Raw genomic sequence first — 17,023 nt, 5'->3', positions numbered from 1 at the left:
ACCTTCACAGGCTGCCTCGCAGTTCGCGGACGGCTTCACGGTTGAGCGGCAGCACGACCGCCGCGTAGACGCCGAGCAACGCCAGCCCGGCGAGCAGTGCGCCCGCGACGCCGTCGGTGTCCGGGAGCAGGCGGGCGACGGCCGCGCAGGCCGCGGAGGCCGTGAGCAGTCCGGCTGTGGTGCGGCCCAGTTCGCATGGCGGGAACGCGAGTCCGTGCCGCGTCAGCACCCACCAGGTGAGGGGCACGAGCAACCAGACGATCGCGGCCTGAGCGATCGCCACGGCGAGCACACCGTGCCGCGTGGTCACGGCCAGCGCGCTCAGCAGGGCGACCAGGTGCGTCACCTCGAGGGCGAGGTACCACCGCGCGTGCCCGGCGGCGCGGATCACCTGGTACCAGGTGTGCAACAGGCCGAGGCCGAGTCCATAGGCGCACAACGTCATCAGCACCGGTCCCGCCGGCGCCCAGCGTTCGCCGAACAGCACCACGTGGTCCGCGAGCAGCGCGATGACCACGAAGAGCCCGCTGGTGATCATGAGCGCGGCCCTGGTGAACCGCAGCACGGCACCGGACACGCACTGTCCACTTCGGATCAGCTCGGCGCACACCGGGAACATCACGCCGCCCAGCACGACGGCCACGACGATGTACGGCATCCAGGCGATCCGGAACGCGAGCGAGTACACACCTACGGCGGACGGGCCGAGCACGTGCCCGATCGTCAGGTAGTCCACGTTGATCAGCAGCGTGGCGACCACGGCGCCGGGGCCGACGACAGCCGTCCACCGCAAGGCTTCCCGCGCGGATTCGCGGTCCCAACCCGGCCACACCCGTGCCCCCGCGACCACCGCCAGCACGGGCTGCGCGATGGCGTTGCACACCAGGCCCACTGCCACCGCGAGCGGGCCGGAACCCAGTGCTGCCAGGACGATCGTGACCGCCGTGCCCAGCACCATCCCGCCCGCGTCCGGCAGCATCCGGCGCCGGAAGTCCAGGTCACGGTGCATCATCGCCATCTGGACGCCACCGATCGCCGTGAACGGCAGGCTGAGCGCCGCGACCCTGATGAGGGTGGCCGGCGCCCCGAGCGCGGTGCCGAGCGGTTCCGCCGTGAGCATCAGCAGGGCGGCCAGCGTCGCGCCACCACCGATGCTCGACGTCAGCACGGTGCCCGCGAGCTGTCGCGGATCGCGGTTCGTGCGGCTGATCACGTCGTAGACGCCCGCGGACTGCACGACCTGGCCGATGTTGACCAGCGATACGACGAGCGACACCACGCCGAGACCGTCCTCGGTGAGCAGCGCCGCGAGCACCAGCGTGATCGCGATCTGACAGCCCTTGCTGACGACGTTGACCGCGAAGAGCCACAGTGATCCCCGGACCGCCCGCTCGCCGATCTCGTTCGTCACGCGCGTTTCCTGGCCGCGACGAGGACCAGCAGCACCCAGGCGACGACGATCGCGACACCGTCCACCGTCACGTCGACCCGCTGGCCGAACGCCCCGACGATGGTGCTGTTGACGAAGTACAGGTGCGCGAACGGAACCAGCAGGGCCAGCACCGCGAAGCCGGTGAGCAGCCAGTCGCGTTCTTTCCTGCACCGCCAGCACACCACGGCGACCGCGGTCATGGCGGGCACGGCGATCAACACGTCACCGGGCTGATGCACCATCGCCACGACCGCGCCGACACACGTGATCAGCTCAGCGAGCGATCGGTTGTCGTCGTCACCCCGATCGAGTTTCCTCGCCAGGCAGGCCGTGGCGGCCAGCACACCGACCAGCGCCACGAGCTCGGCCGCGGGCGGCAGCCAGTCCGTGACCCGGAAGAACACGGCCGGAAGATCCACGCGTTGCGCGGTCGGGGAATCCACGGCGCCGTAACTGGTTCCGCCGGCATGCGCGAGGTTCGCCGCGATCACGTCGAGGTACGGCCCGACACCCCCGCCCCGGAAGATGAGCAGCGCCACCACGGGCAGGCTTGCGAGCGCAGCGATGACGGTGCCGCCGAGCGCGACCCGCCGCGAGCCGCGGGCGAACAGCAGCACCGCCAACGGCAACCCGAACTGCGGCTTCAGCCACGCCACCGCCAGCCCGAGCGCCGCCACCCGCGGATGACTCGACCGCGCCATCAACGCCGCCGCCGCGCCCACCGCGATCAACGGGTTGACCTGCCCCACGTACAGCTGCGCCTTGCCGACCTGGCTCGTCACCAGCAGCGTCGCGATCACGATGGTGCCGAGCACGAGCGGCAGCTTCGCGCGCCGGGCCGCCAGCAACCCGAGAACTCCCAGCAGCAGCAAGGACGCCAGGGCGAACGCGATCGCGCCGATCCGGTACTCGGGCAACGCGAACGGCATGTGCAGCACGAGGTGGTACGGCTGGTAGAGGTTGAAGTTCTGCCGCACCGGCCAGTGCTCGAACATCGCTGCCGGGTCGTACGGGTTGCCGCCCGCCAGGAACTCGCGGATCGGGAAAAACAGTGCGTCCCGGAAGTCCTGCAGGCGTTCCTCGGGGAGGTTCGCCTCGGTGGGGGTGGGGACCTCCCATGACGGACGCAGGGTACGTGCGGCGCTGAACGCACCGACGATGGCGACCGCGATCGTGACGACGGTGCGGGTGCCGGGCTTGGTCGTGGTGATCACGTCAGGACCACCGCCACCAGCATCGCGGACCCCGGCAGCACCGCGAGCGCCGCCGCCAGGTCACCCGGCTCGCTCTCACCGTCGGCGACCGCGATCACCACGGCGCCCTCACCGGGCTCGCCCGCCTTGTCCGGCAACGACTCCGCGAGCGACTCCGCCTGCGCGGTGAGCCCGTGGTCCGCCGGGATCACCCGCACCGGCCTGGCCGCCGCCACGCACAGCGCGGTCAGCCGGTCGATCATGCCGGGGTCGTCCTCGCGCACCAGCGCCACCGGATGTCGCACCCCGGCCGCGGCGACGGCAGCCCGCACGGCCGCCTCGCCGGTGCGCGGCCTGCGCAGGGTCCGCACGGCCACGGTCGCGACACCCGCCGCCAGTGCCGCGGCCAGGGCGAGCCCTGCCGCGAGCTTCCAGTCCGGCGCCACCCGCGCGGTGTCCGGGCGTTCGTCGAGCACCCGCAACCGGCCGGCGGGAGCGAGGAGGTTCGCCTCTCCCACGGCCTTGGCGACCGCCGTCACGGCGGCGGAAGCCCTGTCCGCCGAACCCGCTCGCACCGTCAGGCGGGCGAGACCGGACGCCGGGACCAGTTCCACGCCGACGCCAGAGGCGATCTCACGGGAGGTGCTGCCCGAAGCGCGCGCGGCGGCGTCCAGGACGGTCGGGCTGTGCACCAGCTGGACGATCGCCGGCATCGCGAGCGAGGCCACTTCGCCGTACTGGGCGGCGGAGTCGGTCTGCGTGGCGGGCACGGCGAGCACGGCCACCCGGCTCTCGTACTGTTCGCCGCGCAGTGACGTCACCGCCAGCACGAGCACCGCGACGACCAGCGCCACGGCCGTCGCCTCCAGCAGCGTGCGCTTGTTCACCGTCGTTCTCCCGCAATGGTTCGGAGCAGTACGTCGTAGGACTTCATGAAGGTGTGCGGGTCGTGGTCGCGTTCGACGGCGGCACGACCCGCGGCGCCGGCCGTGGCACACGCCCGCGCGTCGAACAGGAACGAGGCCAGCGCTGCCGCGGTCTCGGTGGGTGAGCGGCGGGGAACCAGCACGCCGCCGCCACCGGCCAGTGCCTCGCGCACACCGTCCACATCGGACGCAACGACCGGACGGCCGGCGGCCAGCGCCTCCAGCACCGCGATCGGCATGCCCTCCCAGTCGCTGGTGAGCACCACGACGTCCGCGGCCTCCAGCAGGTCGGGAACGTCGCACCTGGTGCCGAGGAAGCGCACCCGGTCCGCCACCTCGAGTTCCGCGGCGCGCTGTTCCAGGTCCGCGCGGAGACTGCCGGCGCCCGCCAGCAGCAGGACGGCACCCGCGACCCTCGACCACGCCTCCAGCAGCACGTCGTGCCGCTTCTGGGGTTCGAGGCGGGCCGGGCACAACGCGACCGGCACGTCGGGGCCGATGCCGAGCACACCGCGGATCGCGGCACGGTCGACCCGCGGCGGCTCGGCGAACACCGCGTTCGGGATCACCTCGGCGCCGACACCCAAGGCACGCAACCGGTCCGCACTCGCCTCGGCGACGGCCACCACCGCACGCGACGTCCGCCGCAGAACCCGTGCCGCACCACCGAGATCCGACTCGGAGACGCCGTGGAACACCGTCGCCACCGGCCGGCCGCGCGCCGCCAGCCGGGACACGAGGCTCGCGGACACGTTGTGCGCCAGCAGAACATCAGGCGAGAAAGAGCGGACAGCCGACCGCACAGCGGAAGCGGCGCGCAGCACGCCGAGCGCCCTGCGTCGCGGCACCGGTACGTCGAACGTCGAGAAGCCCTGCGCCCGCAACGCCTCCGCGCGGTGCCCGCCCCCGCTCGCGATGCCCGACTCCCAGCCGAAATCGCCACCGGACCGCACCATCCCCGCCACGACGGCTTCGGCTCCTCCGGCGCCCATCTCACTGATGACGTGCAACACACGCATCGCGCTCACTCTCCTCATGGCGCAGGCCGGCCGCGATCGCCACCGCGACCAGCGACCAGATCGGCAGGTAGTACTGCTCTGACAGGAAGGTCGAGGCGACCAGCGCGGCGATCAGCGACGCCTGGATCGCGAGCATCGACCGGACGGCGGCGGCGCGCAGCACGCGTTCCGCCGACACGAACGCCAGCGCGATCGCGCCGAGGAAGCAGGCGAGGCCGGGCAGGCCGAGCTCCGCGCCGATCTCCAGGTAGATGTTGTGCGCCACCGGCGACTGCTCGTCGATCTCGGCGTTGCGCGAGGCCGCCGCGTACGAGCTGCGGAACCCGCCCGGTCCGACTCCGAGCACCGGGTTGCCGGCCAGCATGCGGGCGGCGGCCTGCCAGCGCAGCTCGCGAGTGTCCACATTGGTCGCCGCGATGTACGTCTTCTCCGCGAGCGCCCTGTCCAGCACCGGGCCCGCGAACACCACGGCGCCGAGCCCGATGACCGCGAGCCCGCCCACCGCCACCGCGACCGCACGTATCGACACGGCACGACGCGCCACGAGCCACAACGCGGCGGCGGCCAGCGCGAGGCCACCACCGCGCGAGAACGTCGCCGCCGCACCCGCCGCCAGCACCGCGGCGACCGGCAGGAGGAACTTCCGATGAGGCAGGGCGATCAGCAACGGCAGCGCCGCCACCAGGAAGAACGCGAGGTCGTTGGGGTCCTCCAGCGGGCCGGTCGCTCGTGACGCGCCTTCGAAGACCAGGCTGTACAACGCGCCGACCGCCGCGAACACCGCACCGCCGACCGCTGCTCCGAGCACCGCCCGTACCGGCACCTCGCGCGCCACGACGTCGACCAGCACGGCGGTGATCACCAGGAAGGGCAGGAAGCGCTGGGCGTAGTCCAGCGTGAACGGATCACCGGCGTGCACGGCCGCGGACGCCAGCAGCACCACGCCGAGCAGCGCCAGCACCGCGTGCAGCGGATGCGCTGCGGGCCAACGGCGTTCCCGCGCCCGTTGCACGGCCCACGACACGATCAGCACCGCCGGCGCCACCTTGGCGAGGTGCGGGTGCACCTCCTGCAGATAACCCTCCACCGGAGCCAGCAGGACCGTCGCGCACGCCGGCACGCGCAGCAGCCACGTCATCCGCACAGCTCCGTCCGGCGCTCCCGCAGCAGCCCCGACAGCCGGTCGACGTGCTCACCGGTGCCGACGACGTCGAAGTGCCGCCGCAGCACCGAAAGCACCCAGCCGAGCAACGCAGCCTTCTCGGCACTCGGCACCGCCATGCCGGGGAAGAACTCCATCCCCGGCGCCTCGGCACCGCTCAGCACGTCCGTCGGGTGCAGCAGCAACGACGGCGTGGTGCCGGTCAGCAGGCACAACCGCAGCGCGGCGCGGAAGTACCCGCGTGCCAGCCGCGGCGAGATCTGGTGCAGTTGCAACAGGTACGCGCCGTGGATCGGTACGCGCAGCAACGGCACCGTCGTGACCGGCAGCTCGACCAGGCCGGTGCCGTGCCAGCGGAACGGGGTGTTCGGCGCCAGGACCTTGCCGAAACCGCCGAAGAGATCGTCTGCGGCACCCCGCGCGGCCGTGCGGTTGTGGTAGGCGCGGGCCAGCGGGCCGATCCACGTCGGCAGGGTGCTCGCGTCGTAGCGGTAGCCGCGCGCGGCGAGAATCTCCAGCAATGCCGGGGTGACGCTGTACCCAGGACCGCGGAACCCGACGGGTCGCGGAGCCCCCGCGGCCACGATCGCGTCCTCGGCCCTGACCAGCTCCGCCTCCAGCTCGGACCGGGAGTACCGGTGCAGCCAGGGCTCGTGGCCCCACGAGTGGTTCGCGACCTCGTGCCCCGCCGCCACGACATCGCGGACGGCCTGGGCTCCGTCGTCACGTTCGGCGTCCGCCCCGACCACGAAAACCGTGGTGGTGAGCCGGTGTTCACCGAAGACGTCCAGCAGCCGCGGCACGGCCGTGGCGAGGAAGCTCGGCCTGCTTTCCCAGCCGGGGTCGCCGTGGGTCTTGAGGTAGGCCCACAGGTTGTCCAGGTCCAGCGAGACGCTCGCGGGTCTCATCCGGCCACCTCCGCGGTGGTGCGGCTCGGGGACCCCAGCACCAGCACGCCGGCCACGACGAGCGTCATGCCGGACCCGACGGCCCACTCCCAGCCCGGCGTGATCCGGTCGCCCAGCATCCCGATGCCGACGACCGACGTGAGCACCACCGTCGTCGCGTCCATCGCCGCCACCGCCGACGTGGCCGTGCCGCGCTGCAACGCCACCGCGAGGCAGGACTGGCCCACCAGCGCCGCCACGATCATCAGCCACGTCAACGTGTTCAGCAGCAGGGCGGGCAACGACTCGTCCGCCACGGATCGTCCGATGATCGCCACCACGGCGAAGGCCGTTCCGGCGAGCACCGAGACGAGGACGGAGCTCGCGCCCTGCGCGGCCCGCGAGCAGAACACGATCACGAGCAGCGGCAGCCCCAGGAAGATCAGGCCCGGCACCGTCGGGATGTCCTTCGCCACCGACGACTCCGACGCGGTGACCAGCAGGACGAGCCCGGCCGCCATCATCACGAGCACGCCGACCTCCAGCGGCCGCACGCGCCACTTCAGCACCAGCAGGCCGAACGCGGTCGCGAGTCCGACGGCGCACGACGACCCCGCCTGCACCAGGTAGAGCGGAAGCTCGGCGCGGGCGAGGAACGCGAACCCGAAACCGCCCACCTGGCCCGCGAAACCGAGCAGATAGAGGCGGTCCTTGGCCAACCGGGCGAGAAGTCCCAGTCCGGTTCCCGGCCTCCTGTCCGCACGCTGCGCGGCCACCGTCTGGGCGACGATGCCCAGGCCGTAGAGCGTGGTGGAGACAACGAGCTCAAGGTATCCCGACATGCAGAATCTCCCTCGTCAAGGCCCCGAAGAATACGGAGCCGCGAGGGCGTTACCCATTAGAGGGATATGTGACAACTCAACGCAAGAATTGGCGATTGTTTATCGCTCGAAAGTGGAGATGATTTGCCTGAAAGGGTGAGGAATCAGAGCTCGATGACGGTGCCGTCCAGTGGCGCTTCGACGCCCGCCTCACGCAGCTTCACCGACTCCGCGGACTCCGGGTCGAGCACCGGGTTGGTGTTGTTCAGGTGCGTGTAGATACGCCGCACGTCGGGAAATCGCCGTAGCTCCGGCAGGCTGTGCGTGATCGGCAGGTGGCCCATCGCGGCCTGGCCGGACGAGCTGCCTGTCGCCGAACCCATCTCGGACGCCGCGTAGAACGTGCCGTCGAGCAGCAGGCAGTCGGCACCGGCCACCACGTCGTCGAAGCCCGCGGGCCACGATGCCAGGCACGGCGCGTAGACCAGCACGCCGCCCGTGACCGGGTCGGCGAAGCGGTACGCGACCACCCAATGGCCATCCACAGTGGACGAACGGGCGTACTTCGGCCTCTTGCCGCTGATCGGGATCGCCGACACGCGCAGACCACCGAGGTCGAACGACTGATCCGCCTCCACCTGCCGCCACGCCAGCGGCGCGTAGCCGTCGATCACCGTGCGCAGGTCGAACTGGTCCTGCAACGCGTGCAGCACGGTGCCGGGCGCCCACACCGTCAGCCCTGCCCCGCCGCGCAACGTCAGCAGCCCCAGCGTGTGGTCCAGCTCGGCGTCGGTGAACAACGCGCCGCGGATCGGTGTGTCCCGCGGGCCGGGACCGGGGTTCAGCAGTGAACAGGCGGCGATCTGCGTCCGGATGTCCGGCGACGCGTTGACCAGCCACCAGTCGGTGCCGTTGCCGCTGATCGCGAGGCAGTCCTGCGACCGCGAGGGCAGCTCGCCGGAACGAGCACGCACGCACAGAGCGCACGCGCAGTTCCACTGCGGGAAACCGCCACCGGCGGTGGTGCCGAGCAGGACAGCTTTCAACTCATCTTCCTCATCGCCATCGCGGGCACCTCGGAAGGCGCCATCTCGGTCTCCAGGATCAGGTCCACAGTGGACCGCGAGGGCGACAGGGAGCACACCGGGTCGGTGTTGGCGGCGTCACCGGTGAGCTGGAACGCCTGGCACCGGCACCCGCCGAAGTCGATCTCCTTGCGCGGGCACGAGCGGCACGGGTCCTTCATCCACTCGAAGCCGCGGAAGGCGTTGAAGGACGGAGAGTTGTGCCAGATGTCGTGCAACGACGAGTCGCGCACGTTCTCGATCTTCAGCGACGAGATCACCGTGGCGGCGGGACAGGGGAGCACGTCGCCGTTCGGCGCCACGGTCAGCTGCCGCGCACCCCACCCGTACATGCAGGGCTTGGGGTGGGCCTCGTGGTAGTCGGCGATGACGTAGACGATCTCCATCCGCCCGCGCAGCCGTTCCTGCGCGGCGGCGGCGATCGGGTCGGCGTGCGCGAGCTGTTCGCGGGTCGGCAGCAGAACCGCCCGGTTGCGCAGGGCCCAGCCGTAGTACTGGGTGTTGGCGAGCTCCAGCCGTTCGGCGCCCATCTCCTCGGCCATCGCGATGATCCCGGCGATGTTGTCGAGGTTCTGCCGGTGCAGCACCGTGTTGACGGTCAGGGGCAGGCCCTCCTCGCGGATGTGAGCCGCCGCCTCCACCTTCCGGTCGAACGCCTTGATGCCCGCGATCCTGTCGTTGCCGATGCGGGTCGCGTCCTGCAACGAGAGCTGCACGTGGTCGACACCGCGCGAGGCCAGCTCCCGCAACCGGTCCCGCGACAGACCCACTCCCGACGTCACCAGGTTGACGTAGCAGCCGAGGCTGTTCGCGTGCGTCACCAGTTCGGGCAGATCCGGGCGCAGCAACGGTTCTCCGCCGGACAGGTGGATCTGCAGTGCGCCCAACGCCCGCGCCTGGTCGAACACCCGGCGCCACGACTCGGTGTCCAGCTCGGCGTCACGGCGCACCAGCTCGACGGGGTTCGAGCAGTAGCCGCACTGCAACGGGCACCGGTGCGTCAGCTCGGCCAGCAGACCGAACGGGGCCTCAGCCATCGACGTCCACCACCCTCCGCTCCACGAGTCGCGCCACCAGCTCGGCGATGTCCTCGGGCTGCACACCCGCGTAGACGTCGCCCAGCGCCAGCGCGATGTCCCCGACCGACCGAACCCCGTCGCACAGCGCCACGACCGAGGCGGCGGTCTCGTTCAGCACCAGCACACCCTCGGGGAACAGGACGACGTGCGCCCCGCGGATCTGGTCGTAGGTGCACTTCACGCCGCGCCGGATGTGCGGCACGGCGTCGAGCGCGACGGCGGTCGTCACGGCTTTCCCTTGCCCGAGTAGTAGTCCACGGCGTCCAGCACGGCCCGCAGCACGTCGCACTTGAACGACAGCGCGGCGACAGCGGCTTCCTGCTGGGCGCGGGTGCGCGAGTGCTCGACCACGATGTCCAAAGTGGCCCGTCCCTCACCGGCGACGGCCTGGATGCGGTTGGTGAAGTAGGCGAAGCCTTCCTCGGCGATCCACGGGTACTGCTCCCGCAATGCCGCCAAACGTCTGCGCATCAACGCACCGGAGAACATCTCGGTGAGCCCGGAGGCGATCGCCTCCACCCACGGCTTGGTGCGCGCGAAGTTCACGTAGGCGTCGACGGCGAACCTCGTGCCGGGCAGCACGTGCCGTTCGTCGAGCACCTCTTCCCGCGTCAGCCCCACGGCCTCCGCGAGGCGGATCCAGTTCTCGGCGCCGCCCTCGCCGGGCTTGGTGCCGTCGTGCCAGATGATCCGCTCACGCCACTGGCGCCGGATTTCCGGCAACGGGCAGTTGGAGAGGATCGCGGCGTCCTTCTGCGCGATGCAGCGCTGGTAGTACCAGCGGTTCGCGGCCCACGCCTGCAGCTCGTGCTTGCTCAGCCGGCCCGCGTGCATGCGCAGGTGGAACGGGTGGCTGTCCCAGTACCGGGGCGCGAGGGCGCGGAGCTCGGCGACGAACTCCTCGGGTGCAAGGGCGGTCATGGGCTTCGGACTCCTCGGTCTACCGGGAAAAGACGCGGGGGACCGGGGTTCCCGGCAGGAGAGACAGGAACCCCGGCACGGAGCCTGACGTCAGCTGCGGGCCGCGTAGGCGGTGACCTCCATCGGCGTCTCGAAGTCGCGGAAGTCGGGCTTGACCCACTCGCGCTTGACCTCGGGAAGCTTCTGCTCGGCAGTGGTGACGACAACGTTCATGGCGCAACTCCTCGGGTCTCCGGCCGGCGTGCCCCAATTGCCAGGGCGCGCGGCACTTTCCGTGGGGCGCGGCGGCGAACCACACGTTATGTCTTGTGGGTGGCCGAGGTCCAGACCGTACATAAAGTTACCTAAAGTCATCGGAGGGGTGACCCGATCGGCGGCTGCGGGCCCGGCTACACACCGTGGTTGTATCTGGAGGTCCCACGCCGTCGCCGCACGACGCGAAAGTCGAGGGCGCACCCCATGTGTGCTCGTCGAAGTGCATACGTCGGCCTGGAGCATCGACTTCCTGCCGGACGGCACCGGCGTCTTCACGCAACATCGCCGACGGCGGCTGACGTGGCTACCCGACGTGTTGAGCCACAGGCATCCGATGACTGTTGTGGGCTAATTCGATGTGTGATTGGGTAAACACGCCCTGCAACGCCGCCGCCGCAGCCTAATCACGAGCGGACCCGAAGGAGAGCACACATGCGTGCTCGTCGTATCGCAGCCGCGGCAGCCTGCACCGCTGTGGCCGCAACCCTCAGCGTCATGCCGGCATCGGCCCAGGACGGCCCGTCGGCGCTCGCCGAGCGGACCCTCGCCACGAAGCTGGACATCCCGTGGGACATCGAGTTCCTGCCGGACGGCAGTGGCATCTTCACCGAGCGGGACACCCGCAAGATCAAGAAGATCAAGGGCACCACCGTGACCGAACTGGACACCGTGGAACAGGCCCAGACGACCGGTGGCGAAGGCGGACTCCTCGGCCTCGCCGTGTCGAAGACGTTCGCGACCGACAACTCGATCTTCATCTACTACTCAACCGCGAGCGACAACCGCATCGCCAAGCTCAAGCTGGGCGGCACCCCGCAGGTGATCGTGAGCGGGATTCCCAGGAACCGCTACCACAACGGCGGCGGCCTCGAGTTCGGTCCCGATGGCTACCTGTGGGCCACCACGGGCGACGGCCAGAACACGAACAACGCGCAGAACTGGAACTCGTTGGGCGGCAAGGTGCTCCGCTTCGACACGGCGGGCAAGCCCGCTGCCGGCAACCCTCGCGCCGGCAGCATCGTCTACTCGATCGGCCACCGCAACGTCCAGGGCATCACGTGGGTCGGCAACACCGCGTACGCCACCGAGTTCGGCAACAGCCAGACCGACGAGCTCAACCGGATCGAGGCCGGCAAGAACTACGGCTGGCCGACCTGTGAGGGCAACTGCAACACCGCGGGCATGACCAACCCGGTCAAGACGTGGAGCACCAGCCAGGCCGGTCCGTCCGGCATCGGCTTCCACAAGAACGCGTTGTACATCGGCGCGGTCACCGGCAAGCGCGTGTGGAAGATCCCGGTGAACGGCACCTCGCTCGGCACCCCGCAGGCGGTGTTCACGGGGTACGGCCGCGTGCGCGCGGTGGCTCCCGCGCCGGACGGCACGTTGTGGCTCGGAACGTCCAACCAGGACAACAACGGCTCGCCGGGTGCGAACGACGACCGGATCATCTCGACCGACGGCTAACCCGATCGGGTGCTGTTGAAAGCGCACGCGGGGACCCTTCGTACGCTCCTGGAGTACGAAAGGTCCCCGCGTACTGTCAGCAAACACGGGTGGGTGACGTCAGTTGCGGGCTGCGGGCATCCGGCGGAGCTGGTCCAGCACCGCCGGATCCTGCAACTGCATCCACTGGATCACCTCGGTGTACGTGGCGCACACCGTTTCCGGCTTGTCGCACACGTACTCGAGGAACTGCTCCATCGCGTTGGAGAACGCCGAGCCGTTCCACTCGTTGAAGTGGTTGCCGATCACGAGCGGCGCGCGGTTGCCGTTCAACGCGGCCTGGTGCACCGACTTGTACGTGTCGAAGACGATCTGGGCGAACTCGGCGGAACGCCAGGGTTCGTCCTTGGCGGCGTTGAGCGAGTACCAGAGGTTGAAGTCCATCATGACGACCTGCTTGCCCAGCGCGGGCACGCGCACCTCGGGCATCGGGAACTCGTACAGTCCGTTTTGGACGGTCGGCCACTGCACGCCCAGCGCGACCTTGCTGGTGTCGTAGACCAGGCCGTGTGCGGCCATCGCGGGGAAAGCCTGGTCCCAGTTGCCTTCCAGACACGGCGTCCGTCCACCCCGGACTGCGTCGGCGGGCAGCTTGAACCCGGCGGCCCGCGCCCTGTCCACGATCTGCTTGAACTGGGTGAGCTCGTCGTTCCAGGCCTTGTTGTCCCACTTGTCTACCGACGGCTGGGTGCCGCCGGAGCAGAAGTGGCCGTTGTAGTGCGTGCCGATCTCGTGTCCGTCGGCGATCACCTGGTTCAGGTAGCCGATCCTGGCCGCGATGTCCTGCGGCGTGCCGCCGAACGAGATGTCGGAGACGCCGCGCTTGAGACCGGCCGGCGGCTGGTACTGCATCTTGTCCTGCTCCGACAGCATGTAGACGCCGGAGAGCAGACCCGTGACGTGGGCCTTCTTGGCCTTCGCGATCGGCAGGACCTTGTCCCAGTGCTGCTTGGACACGGCGCCGTCGAAGGAGAACAGCACGAACTGCGGCGGCTTCTCACCAGGCGCGAGCTTGTGCATCCACGGCTGCTTCTGCAGCTGCTCGGGGGTCGGCGCGGGCACCGTCGGCGTCGGGCCGGCGTCCTTGGGCGCGGGCAGTCGCGGTGCCATCGGCAAGGGGCCGGAGTCCGCCTGGTTCTGCTCGTCCTTGTTCGGACCGAGAGTCATCACCAGCACGAGAGCCAGCGCGAGCGCCACCCCCGTGGTCAACCATCCCCAGCGTTTCACACTTCAGAAGACGACTGGTCACCTGAACGGGTTGCTTCGTCACCCAACGGGGTCGGCGATCACCACGCGGTTCGCCTCGTAGCCCTGTTGTCCGCCGATCCACGTGCCACCGCAGGTGACCAGCACCAACCGGTGCGGGCCGCGCGGGCCGAAGAACTCGACGGCGCGGGCGGGCAGCTCGTCCTTGCGAACCGTCTCGATCTGCGTGATGCGGAACCGGAACTCCTTGCCCGCGCTGTCGGCGATCACGACCTCGCGGCCGTTCTGCGCCTGCCACAGCTCGGCGAAGGGACCCTTGGCGCCCTTCCAGTCGACGTGCCCGGCGAGCACCGTCGCGCCCTCGGAGCCCGCGAGCTCGGTACCCCACCAGGTGGCCTCGCCGATGCCGTCGGGAACGGGCAGCACGCCGTCCTTCACCTCGCGGCGCACCAGCGTGGCGGTGCCGCCCGCGGGTAATCGGACCGAACCGGGACCGGCCTTGGGCGGCGCGGGTTGCTGCTGGGTCGGGTCGGCGGGCGTGGCGCCCGCCGTGTTGGACCCGCCGACGAGCCCCGTGAGGTCGGCGCCCCGGCCCGTGCTGAGGCTGTCGGCCACCGGCCCCGGACCGACCACGGGGATCTCGTCCGCGATCGCGTGTCCTTTGAGGACCTCGGTCTCGGACGTGGTGACCAGCACGCTGGTGGCGGCGACGCCAGCCACCAGCACGCCGGTCAGAAACGCCTTGGGACTCACTGCCTGCGCCACACCAGGAAGCCTGCCAGCGCCGCACCGAGCAGCACCAGGCCACCGACCGCGAGCATCAGAACCGGACGCAGCTGCGTGTCGAACGACGCGGTCGCGACGGGCGTCGTGCCGTCCTGACCGGCCGGGATCGTGCTGGGCACGACCGGCTTGTTCGGCTTGTTCACCATCTCCAGCGCGAGCGTCTGCCCCGCCGCGACCGTGCCGCACGAGGCGGGCGGCGCCTTCGGGTCGAAGAACTCCTCGTACCCCTTCGGTGCGGCCACCTCGACCAGGCAGATGTCCTGCGGGGTGCGCAGGTCCGGGACCTCGACCGTGCCGTCGGCGCCGGTCTGCAGCACCAGCGGCTTGCCGTCGGTGCCGACGAGCTCGGTGTCGTCCTGCTTGAGCGCGGGCTTCGTCTGGTCCTTTGACGTGACGCGCAGCGCGACGCCCGCGATGGCCTTCTTGGTCTCGGAGTCGATCTTCGTGATCTTCACCTTGCCGGGCGCGGTCTTGGCCTGCCCGCTGGCGTTGGCGTTGAGCTTCTTCTCGCCGCCGGTGGTGACCATGCGCTGCATGTCGTCCGTCGGGATCGGCTGGTGCACGACCGGCTTGTCGGCGGGGGAGTCCGCGTTCACCGTGATCGACGGCTTCGGGCCCGTCGGGACGACCTTGATCGTGGCCGGGTTGCCGTCGGCGTCCGTCGTGACCCTGCCGCCGACACTGCCGTCGACGAGCGTCGCGTCGGTCAGCGTGAAGTCGATCGGCGCGCTGGGCACGCCCTTGCCGCTCGCCTTGACGAGCGACGCGGTCCAGCTCGACTCGGTGCCGATGATCAGCGGTTCCTTCGGCGTGGTGACGGTGAGCGTCCACGGGCCGCGGTTGGCCTCGGCGTCGGCCTTCAGGCGCGCGACGGCGTCCATGACGGACTGCGGCAGCCTCGAGGCGTAGAACGCGGAGTCGTAGGCGAGGAACCTCTGGTCGTCCGTGTCGAGGCGCACAGCTCCGTCGACCGGGGAGGTCCAGGTGTGCAGAAGGTGCGCGAGCGCGGCAGCCTCGTCCGGCGACTTGGTCGTGGAGTAACGCAGCAGGAGATAGGAGATGTTCGCCGCGATGTCGGGCTGCAGCTCCTTGCCCGCCTTCGTCCGCAGCAGATCACCTTGCTTGTAGGGAACGCTGCTGTCCGGCGCGGGCAGCGCGTATTGCACGCACCACACCTGCTTGTCCTGGTAGACGTATGACCCGTGCCACTCGCTGCCCGGCACGGCGTGGGGCTGGCGCTCTGACGCGTTGTGGCCGATGCCCTTGACGCCGACTGCGGTCGCCGTCGTGGGTGCGGCCAGGAGCACGAGCCCCGAGACCGCCGCCACGGCGGCAAGACGTTTCCAGCCCATTTGGATCTTGGCCCCCTCTGGCCTGTGATACCACCGCGTGCGAGCTTGTCGGTACCCCACACCGGCGACAAGCCGCCACGAGGGGGATGTGTGTCGTCACTCTGGGTGTGAACGCGAGGGGAACGTGACGGGCCTTACTCGGTTTGTGAGTGACACGCCGCGACACGCCGTAATCTCACTACGCTCCGGAGTTAGCGCAGTATTTGCGCACGTGTGATCGTCGTCAGGGGTAAAGTCCCCTTTACCGACGGGGAACCTGGCACCAAGCGTGCTCGTTGTACCCGTGACGGCGTAAAGCAACGCCCCAGGAGGACCAGGTGCGCTCCAGCAGCAACCCGGCTTTCCGTAACCTGCCGACAGGCGGCGGTTACGGAGGCTATGCAGGCTTCGGCCAGCCCGAAGCTGGCTACCAGCAGGCTCCGCCGCCGCTGACCAGCGAGCGGCCCATGACGATCGACGACGTCGTCACCAAGACCGGCATCACGCTGGCCCTGGTGGCAGTCGGTGCGATCGCCACATACCTCATGAAGGCGTGGGGACTGCTCTTCCCGGCCGCGATCATCGGCCTGGTGCTCGGCCTGATCATCTCGTTCAAGCGCGTGCCGAGCCCGCCGTTGGTCATCGCCTACGCCGCCGTCGAAGGTGTCTTCCTCGGCGCGTTCAGCGGCATCATCGGCCGCATGATCGACACTTGGACCCGCACTCCCGGCCAGGGCGTCGTGGTCATCGGCCAGGCGATCATCGGCACGATCGGCGTCTTCGCCGGCATGCTCGTGGTCTACAAGACGGGCGCGATCCGCGTCACGCCGAAGTTCACCAAGTGGATCACCGGCGCGATCATCGGCGTCGCCGTCCTCATGCTCTTCAACCTGATCATGAGCTTCTTCACCGACGGCGGCCTCGGCCTCCGCTCTGGTGGTCCGCTCGCGATCATCTTCAGCCTCGTCTGCATCGGCCTCGCGGCGTTCAGCTTCCTGATCGACTTCGACGCCGCCGACCAGGCGATCCGGGCCGGTGTGCCGGCCAAGTACGCGTGGCAGATCGCGTTCGGTCTCACGGTCACCCTGGTGTGGCTGTACACCGAGATCCTGCGCCTGCTGTCGTACTTCAACTCGGACTGACGTCCAGGCTCACGGAGGGCGCTTCGCTTCGGCGGGGCGCCCTTTCGGCGTTCTGGGGCCTCAGGCCCGCCAGCGCACGTCGGGCAGTTCGGTGCCCACCTTGATCAGGCAGGTCGTGCAGAGAGCACCCGCCTGGGCACGCGACACCCGCTCGTCGGGCACCGAGTGTTCGCAGACGGCCTCGTAAAAGCTCCGGGAACCATCGGCCTGGTCGAGGGAGAAAGCATGGCATTGCAGGTCGTATTCGCTTTGCCACCACACGTACGGCATGT

At 69.8% G+C, this 17,023-nt stretch carries 18 protein-coding genes; 2 read left to right on the top strand and 16 right to left on the bottom strand.

All coding sequences use genetic code 11. The features are described from left to right. Positions 1 to 4 precede the first annotated feature (4 nt). The 12 genes from JOD27_RS28150 to pqqA all read right to left on the bottom strand — a co-directional run bounded on the left by JOD27_RS28150 (position 5) and on the right by pqqA (position 10,738). A complete protein-coding gene (locus tag JOD27_RS28150) occupies positions 5 to 1,411 on the bottom strand; it encodes an oligosaccharide flippase family protein (protein WP_307830354.1) in 1,407 nt (468 codons plus the stop codon). Beyond that, positions 1,408 to 2,646, bottom strand: coding sequence for a glycosyltransferase family 87 protein (locus tag JOD27_RS28145; protein WP_204765283.1), 1,239 nt, complete (start codon positions 2,644 to 2,646; stop codon positions 1,408 to 1,410). Before JOD27_RS28145 ends, JOD27_RS28150 begins: the two co-directional genes overlap by 4 nt. Next, entirely contained in the window at positions 2,643 to 3,512 is an 870-nt protein-coding gene (locus JOD27_RS28140; protein ID WP_204765282.1) for a hypothetical protein, read from the bottom strand. Before JOD27_RS28140 ends, JOD27_RS28145 begins: the two co-directional genes overlap by 4 nt. Continuing rightward, the gene (locus tag JOD27_RS28135) at positions 3,509 to 4,570 is read right to left on the bottom strand and encodes a glycosyltransferase (protein ID WP_239569082.1); all 1,062 of its coding nucleotides are present in this window, start codon (positions 4,568 to 4,570) and stop codon (positions 3,509 to 3,511) included. Before JOD27_RS28135 ends, JOD27_RS28140 begins: the two co-directional genes overlap by 4 nt. Further along, positions 4,545 to 5,708 carry an O-antigen ligase family protein gene (locus tag JOD27_RS28130; RefSeq protein WP_204765281.1) on the bottom strand — a complete coding sequence of 388 codons (1,164 nt, stop codon included), beginning with the start codon at positions 5,706 to 5,708 and terminating at the stop codon, positions 4,545 to 4,547. The genes JOD27_RS28135 and JOD27_RS28130 overlap by 26 nt, the downstream gene beginning before the upstream one ends. Next, positions 5,705 to 6,640 (bottom strand): polysaccharide deacetylase family protein, encoded by a 936-nt coding sequence (locus tag JOD27_RS28125; protein ID WP_204765280.1) that lies wholly within the window; start codon positions 6,638 to 6,640, stop codon positions 5,705 to 5,707. The genes JOD27_RS28130 and JOD27_RS28125 overlap by 4 nt, the downstream gene beginning before the upstream one ends. Further along, positions 6,637 to 7,461: a DMT family transporter gene (locus JOD27_RS28120; protein WP_204765279.1), complete on the bottom strand. Its 825-nt coding sequence runs from the start codon at positions 7,459 to 7,461 to the stop codon at positions 6,637 to 6,639. Before JOD27_RS28120 ends, JOD27_RS28125 begins: the two co-directional genes overlap by 4 nt. Positions 7,462 to 7,604: 143 nt before the next feature. Beyond that, positions 7,605 to 8,486 (bottom strand): pyrroloquinoline quinone biosynthesis protein PqqB, encoded by an 882-nt coding sequence (gene pqqB, locus JOD27_RS28115; RefSeq protein ID WP_204765278.1) that lies wholly within the window; start codon positions 8,484 to 8,486, stop codon positions 7,605 to 7,607. After that, positions 8,483 to 9,562 (bottom strand): pyrroloquinoline quinone biosynthesis protein PqqE, encoded by a 1,080-nt coding sequence (gene pqqE / locus JOD27_RS28110; protein WP_204765277.1) that lies wholly within the window; start codon positions 9,560 to 9,562, stop codon positions 8,483 to 8,485. The genes pqqB and pqqE overlap by 4 nt, the downstream gene beginning before the upstream one ends. Further along, complete coding sequence (pqqD, locus tag JOD27_RS28105; RefSeq protein ID WP_204765276.1) at positions 9,555 to 9,833, bottom strand: pyrroloquinoline quinone biosynthesis peptide chaperone PqqD; 279 nt, start codon at positions 9,831 to 9,833, stop codon at positions 9,555 to 9,557. The genes pqqE and pqqD overlap by 8 nt, the downstream gene beginning before the upstream one ends. Continuing rightward, entirely contained in the window at positions 9,830 to 10,525 is a 696-nt protein-coding gene (gene pqqC / locus JOD27_RS28100) for a pyrroloquinoline-quinone synthase PqqC (protein WP_204765275.1), read from the bottom strand. Before pqqC ends, pqqD begins: the two co-directional genes overlap by 4 nt. A 90-nt stretch (positions 10,526 to 10,615) precedes the next feature. Beyond that, positions 10,616 to 10,738, bottom strand: coding sequence for a pyrroloquinoline quinone precursor peptide PqqA (gene pqqA, locus JOD27_RS28095; RefSeq protein WP_204765274.1), 123 nt, complete (start codon positions 10,736 to 10,738; stop codon positions 10,616 to 10,618). 474 nt (positions 10,739 to 11,212) lie between these two features. Between pqqA and JOD27_RS28090 the strand changes: the two genes are divergently transcribed. Next, entirely contained in the window at positions 11,213 to 12,247 is a 1,035-nt protein-coding gene (locus JOD27_RS28090; RefSeq protein ID WP_204765273.1) for a PQQ-dependent sugar dehydrogenase, read from the top strand. 99 nt (positions 12,248 to 12,346) lie between these two features. Here JOD27_RS28090 and JOD27_RS28085 read toward each other — a convergent pair whose 3' ends face one another. Genes JOD27_RS28085 through JOD27_RS28075 form a run of 3 tightly spaced genes read right to left on the bottom strand, consistent with a single transcriptional unit; the run spans position 12,347 to position 15,630 of the window. Further along, positions 12,347 to 13,495 (bottom strand): polysaccharide deacetylase family protein, encoded by a 1,149-nt coding sequence (locus JOD27_RS28085; protein WP_239569080.1) that lies wholly within the window; start codon positions 13,493 to 13,495, stop codon positions 12,347 to 12,349. A 57-nt stretch (positions 13,496 to 13,552) separates the two neighbouring features. Continuing rightward, positions 13,553 to 14,257, bottom strand: a complete 705-nt coding sequence (locus JOD27_RS28080) for a class F sortase (protein ID WP_307830353.1) — start codon at positions 14,255 to 14,257, stop codon at positions 13,553 to 13,555. Beyond that, positions 14,242 to 15,630 (bottom strand): MSCRAMM family protein, encoded by a 1,389-nt coding sequence (locus JOD27_RS28075; protein ID WP_204765271.1) that lies wholly within the window; start codon positions 15,628 to 15,630, stop codon positions 14,242 to 14,244. The genes JOD27_RS28080 and JOD27_RS28075 overlap by 16 nt, the downstream gene beginning before the upstream one ends. A 317-nt stretch (positions 15,631 to 15,947) precedes the next feature. On the opposite strand from JOD27_RS28075, the gene JOD27_RS28070 reads away from it, so the two are divergent. Further along, entirely contained in the window at positions 15,948 to 16,751 is an 804-nt protein-coding gene (locus JOD27_RS28070; RefSeq protein WP_204765270.1) for a Bax inhibitor-1/YccA family protein, read from the top strand. A gap of 60 nt (positions 16,752 to 16,811) precedes the next feature. Here the strand turns inward: JOD27_RS28070 and JOD27_RS28065 are convergent, their stop codons facing one another. Beyond that, positions 16,812 to 17,021 (bottom strand): hypothetical protein, encoded by a 210-nt coding sequence (locus JOD27_RS28065; RefSeq protein WP_204765269.1) that lies wholly within the window; start codon positions 17,019 to 17,021, stop codon positions 16,812 to 16,814. Between the last annotated feature and the right edge of the window lie 2 nt (positions 17,022 to 17,023).

The organism is Lentzea nigeriaca, from assembly GCF_016907955.1.
Taxonomy (GTDB): domain Bacteria; phylum Actinomycetota; class Actinomycetes; order Mycobacteriales; family Pseudonocardiaceae; genus Lentzea; species Lentzea nigeriaca.
Note: the sequence above shows the minus strand (reverse complement) of the source record. Positions and strands in the feature narration are given on the sequence as shown.

What these genes read in the sequence shown, in the direction of transcription:
- JOD27_RS28065 (WP_204765269.1), bottom strand. Translation starts at nt 17,021, where the DNA reads ATGCCGTACGTGTGGTGGCAAAGCGAATACGACCTGCAATGCCATGCT.
- JOD27_RS28075 (WP_204765271.1), bottom strand. Translation starts at nt 15,630, where the DNA reads ATGGGCTGGAAACGTCTTGCCGCCGTGGCGGCGGTCTCGGGGCTCGTG.
- JOD27_RS28135 (WP_239569082.1), bottom strand. Translation starts at nt 4,570, where the DNA reads ATGCGTGTGTTGCACGTCATCAGTGAGATGGGCGCCGGAGGAGCCGAA.
- JOD27_RS28090 (WP_204765273.1), top strand. Translation starts at nt 11,213, where the DNA reads ATGCGTGCTCGTCGTATCGCAGCCGCGGCAGCCTGCACCGCTGTGGCC.
- pqqE (WP_204765277.1), bottom strand. Translation starts at nt 9,562, where the DNA reads ATGGCTGAGGCCCCGTTCGGTCTGCTGGCCGAGCTGACGCACCGGTGC.
- JOD27_RS28125 (WP_204765280.1), bottom strand. Translation starts at nt 6,640, where the DNA reads ATGAGACCCGCGAGCGTCTCGCTGGACCTGGACAACCTGTGGGCCTAC.
- JOD27_RS28120 (WP_204765279.1), bottom strand. Translation starts at nt 7,461, where the DNA reads ATGTCGGGATACCTTGAGCTCGTTGTCTCCACCACGCTCTACGGCCTG.
- pqqA (WP_204765274.1), bottom strand. Translation starts at nt 10,738, where the DNA reads ATGAACGTTGTCGTCACCACTGCCGAGCAGAAGCTTCCCGAGGTCAAG.
- JOD27_RS28130 (WP_204765281.1), bottom strand. Translation starts at nt 5,708, where the DNA reads ATGACGTGGCTGCTGCGCGTGCCGGCGTGCGCGACGGTCCTGCTGGCT.
- pqqC (WP_204765275.1), bottom strand. Translation starts at nt 10,525, where the DNA reads ATGACCGCCCTTGCACCCGAGGAGTTCGTCGCCGAGCTCCGCGCCCTC.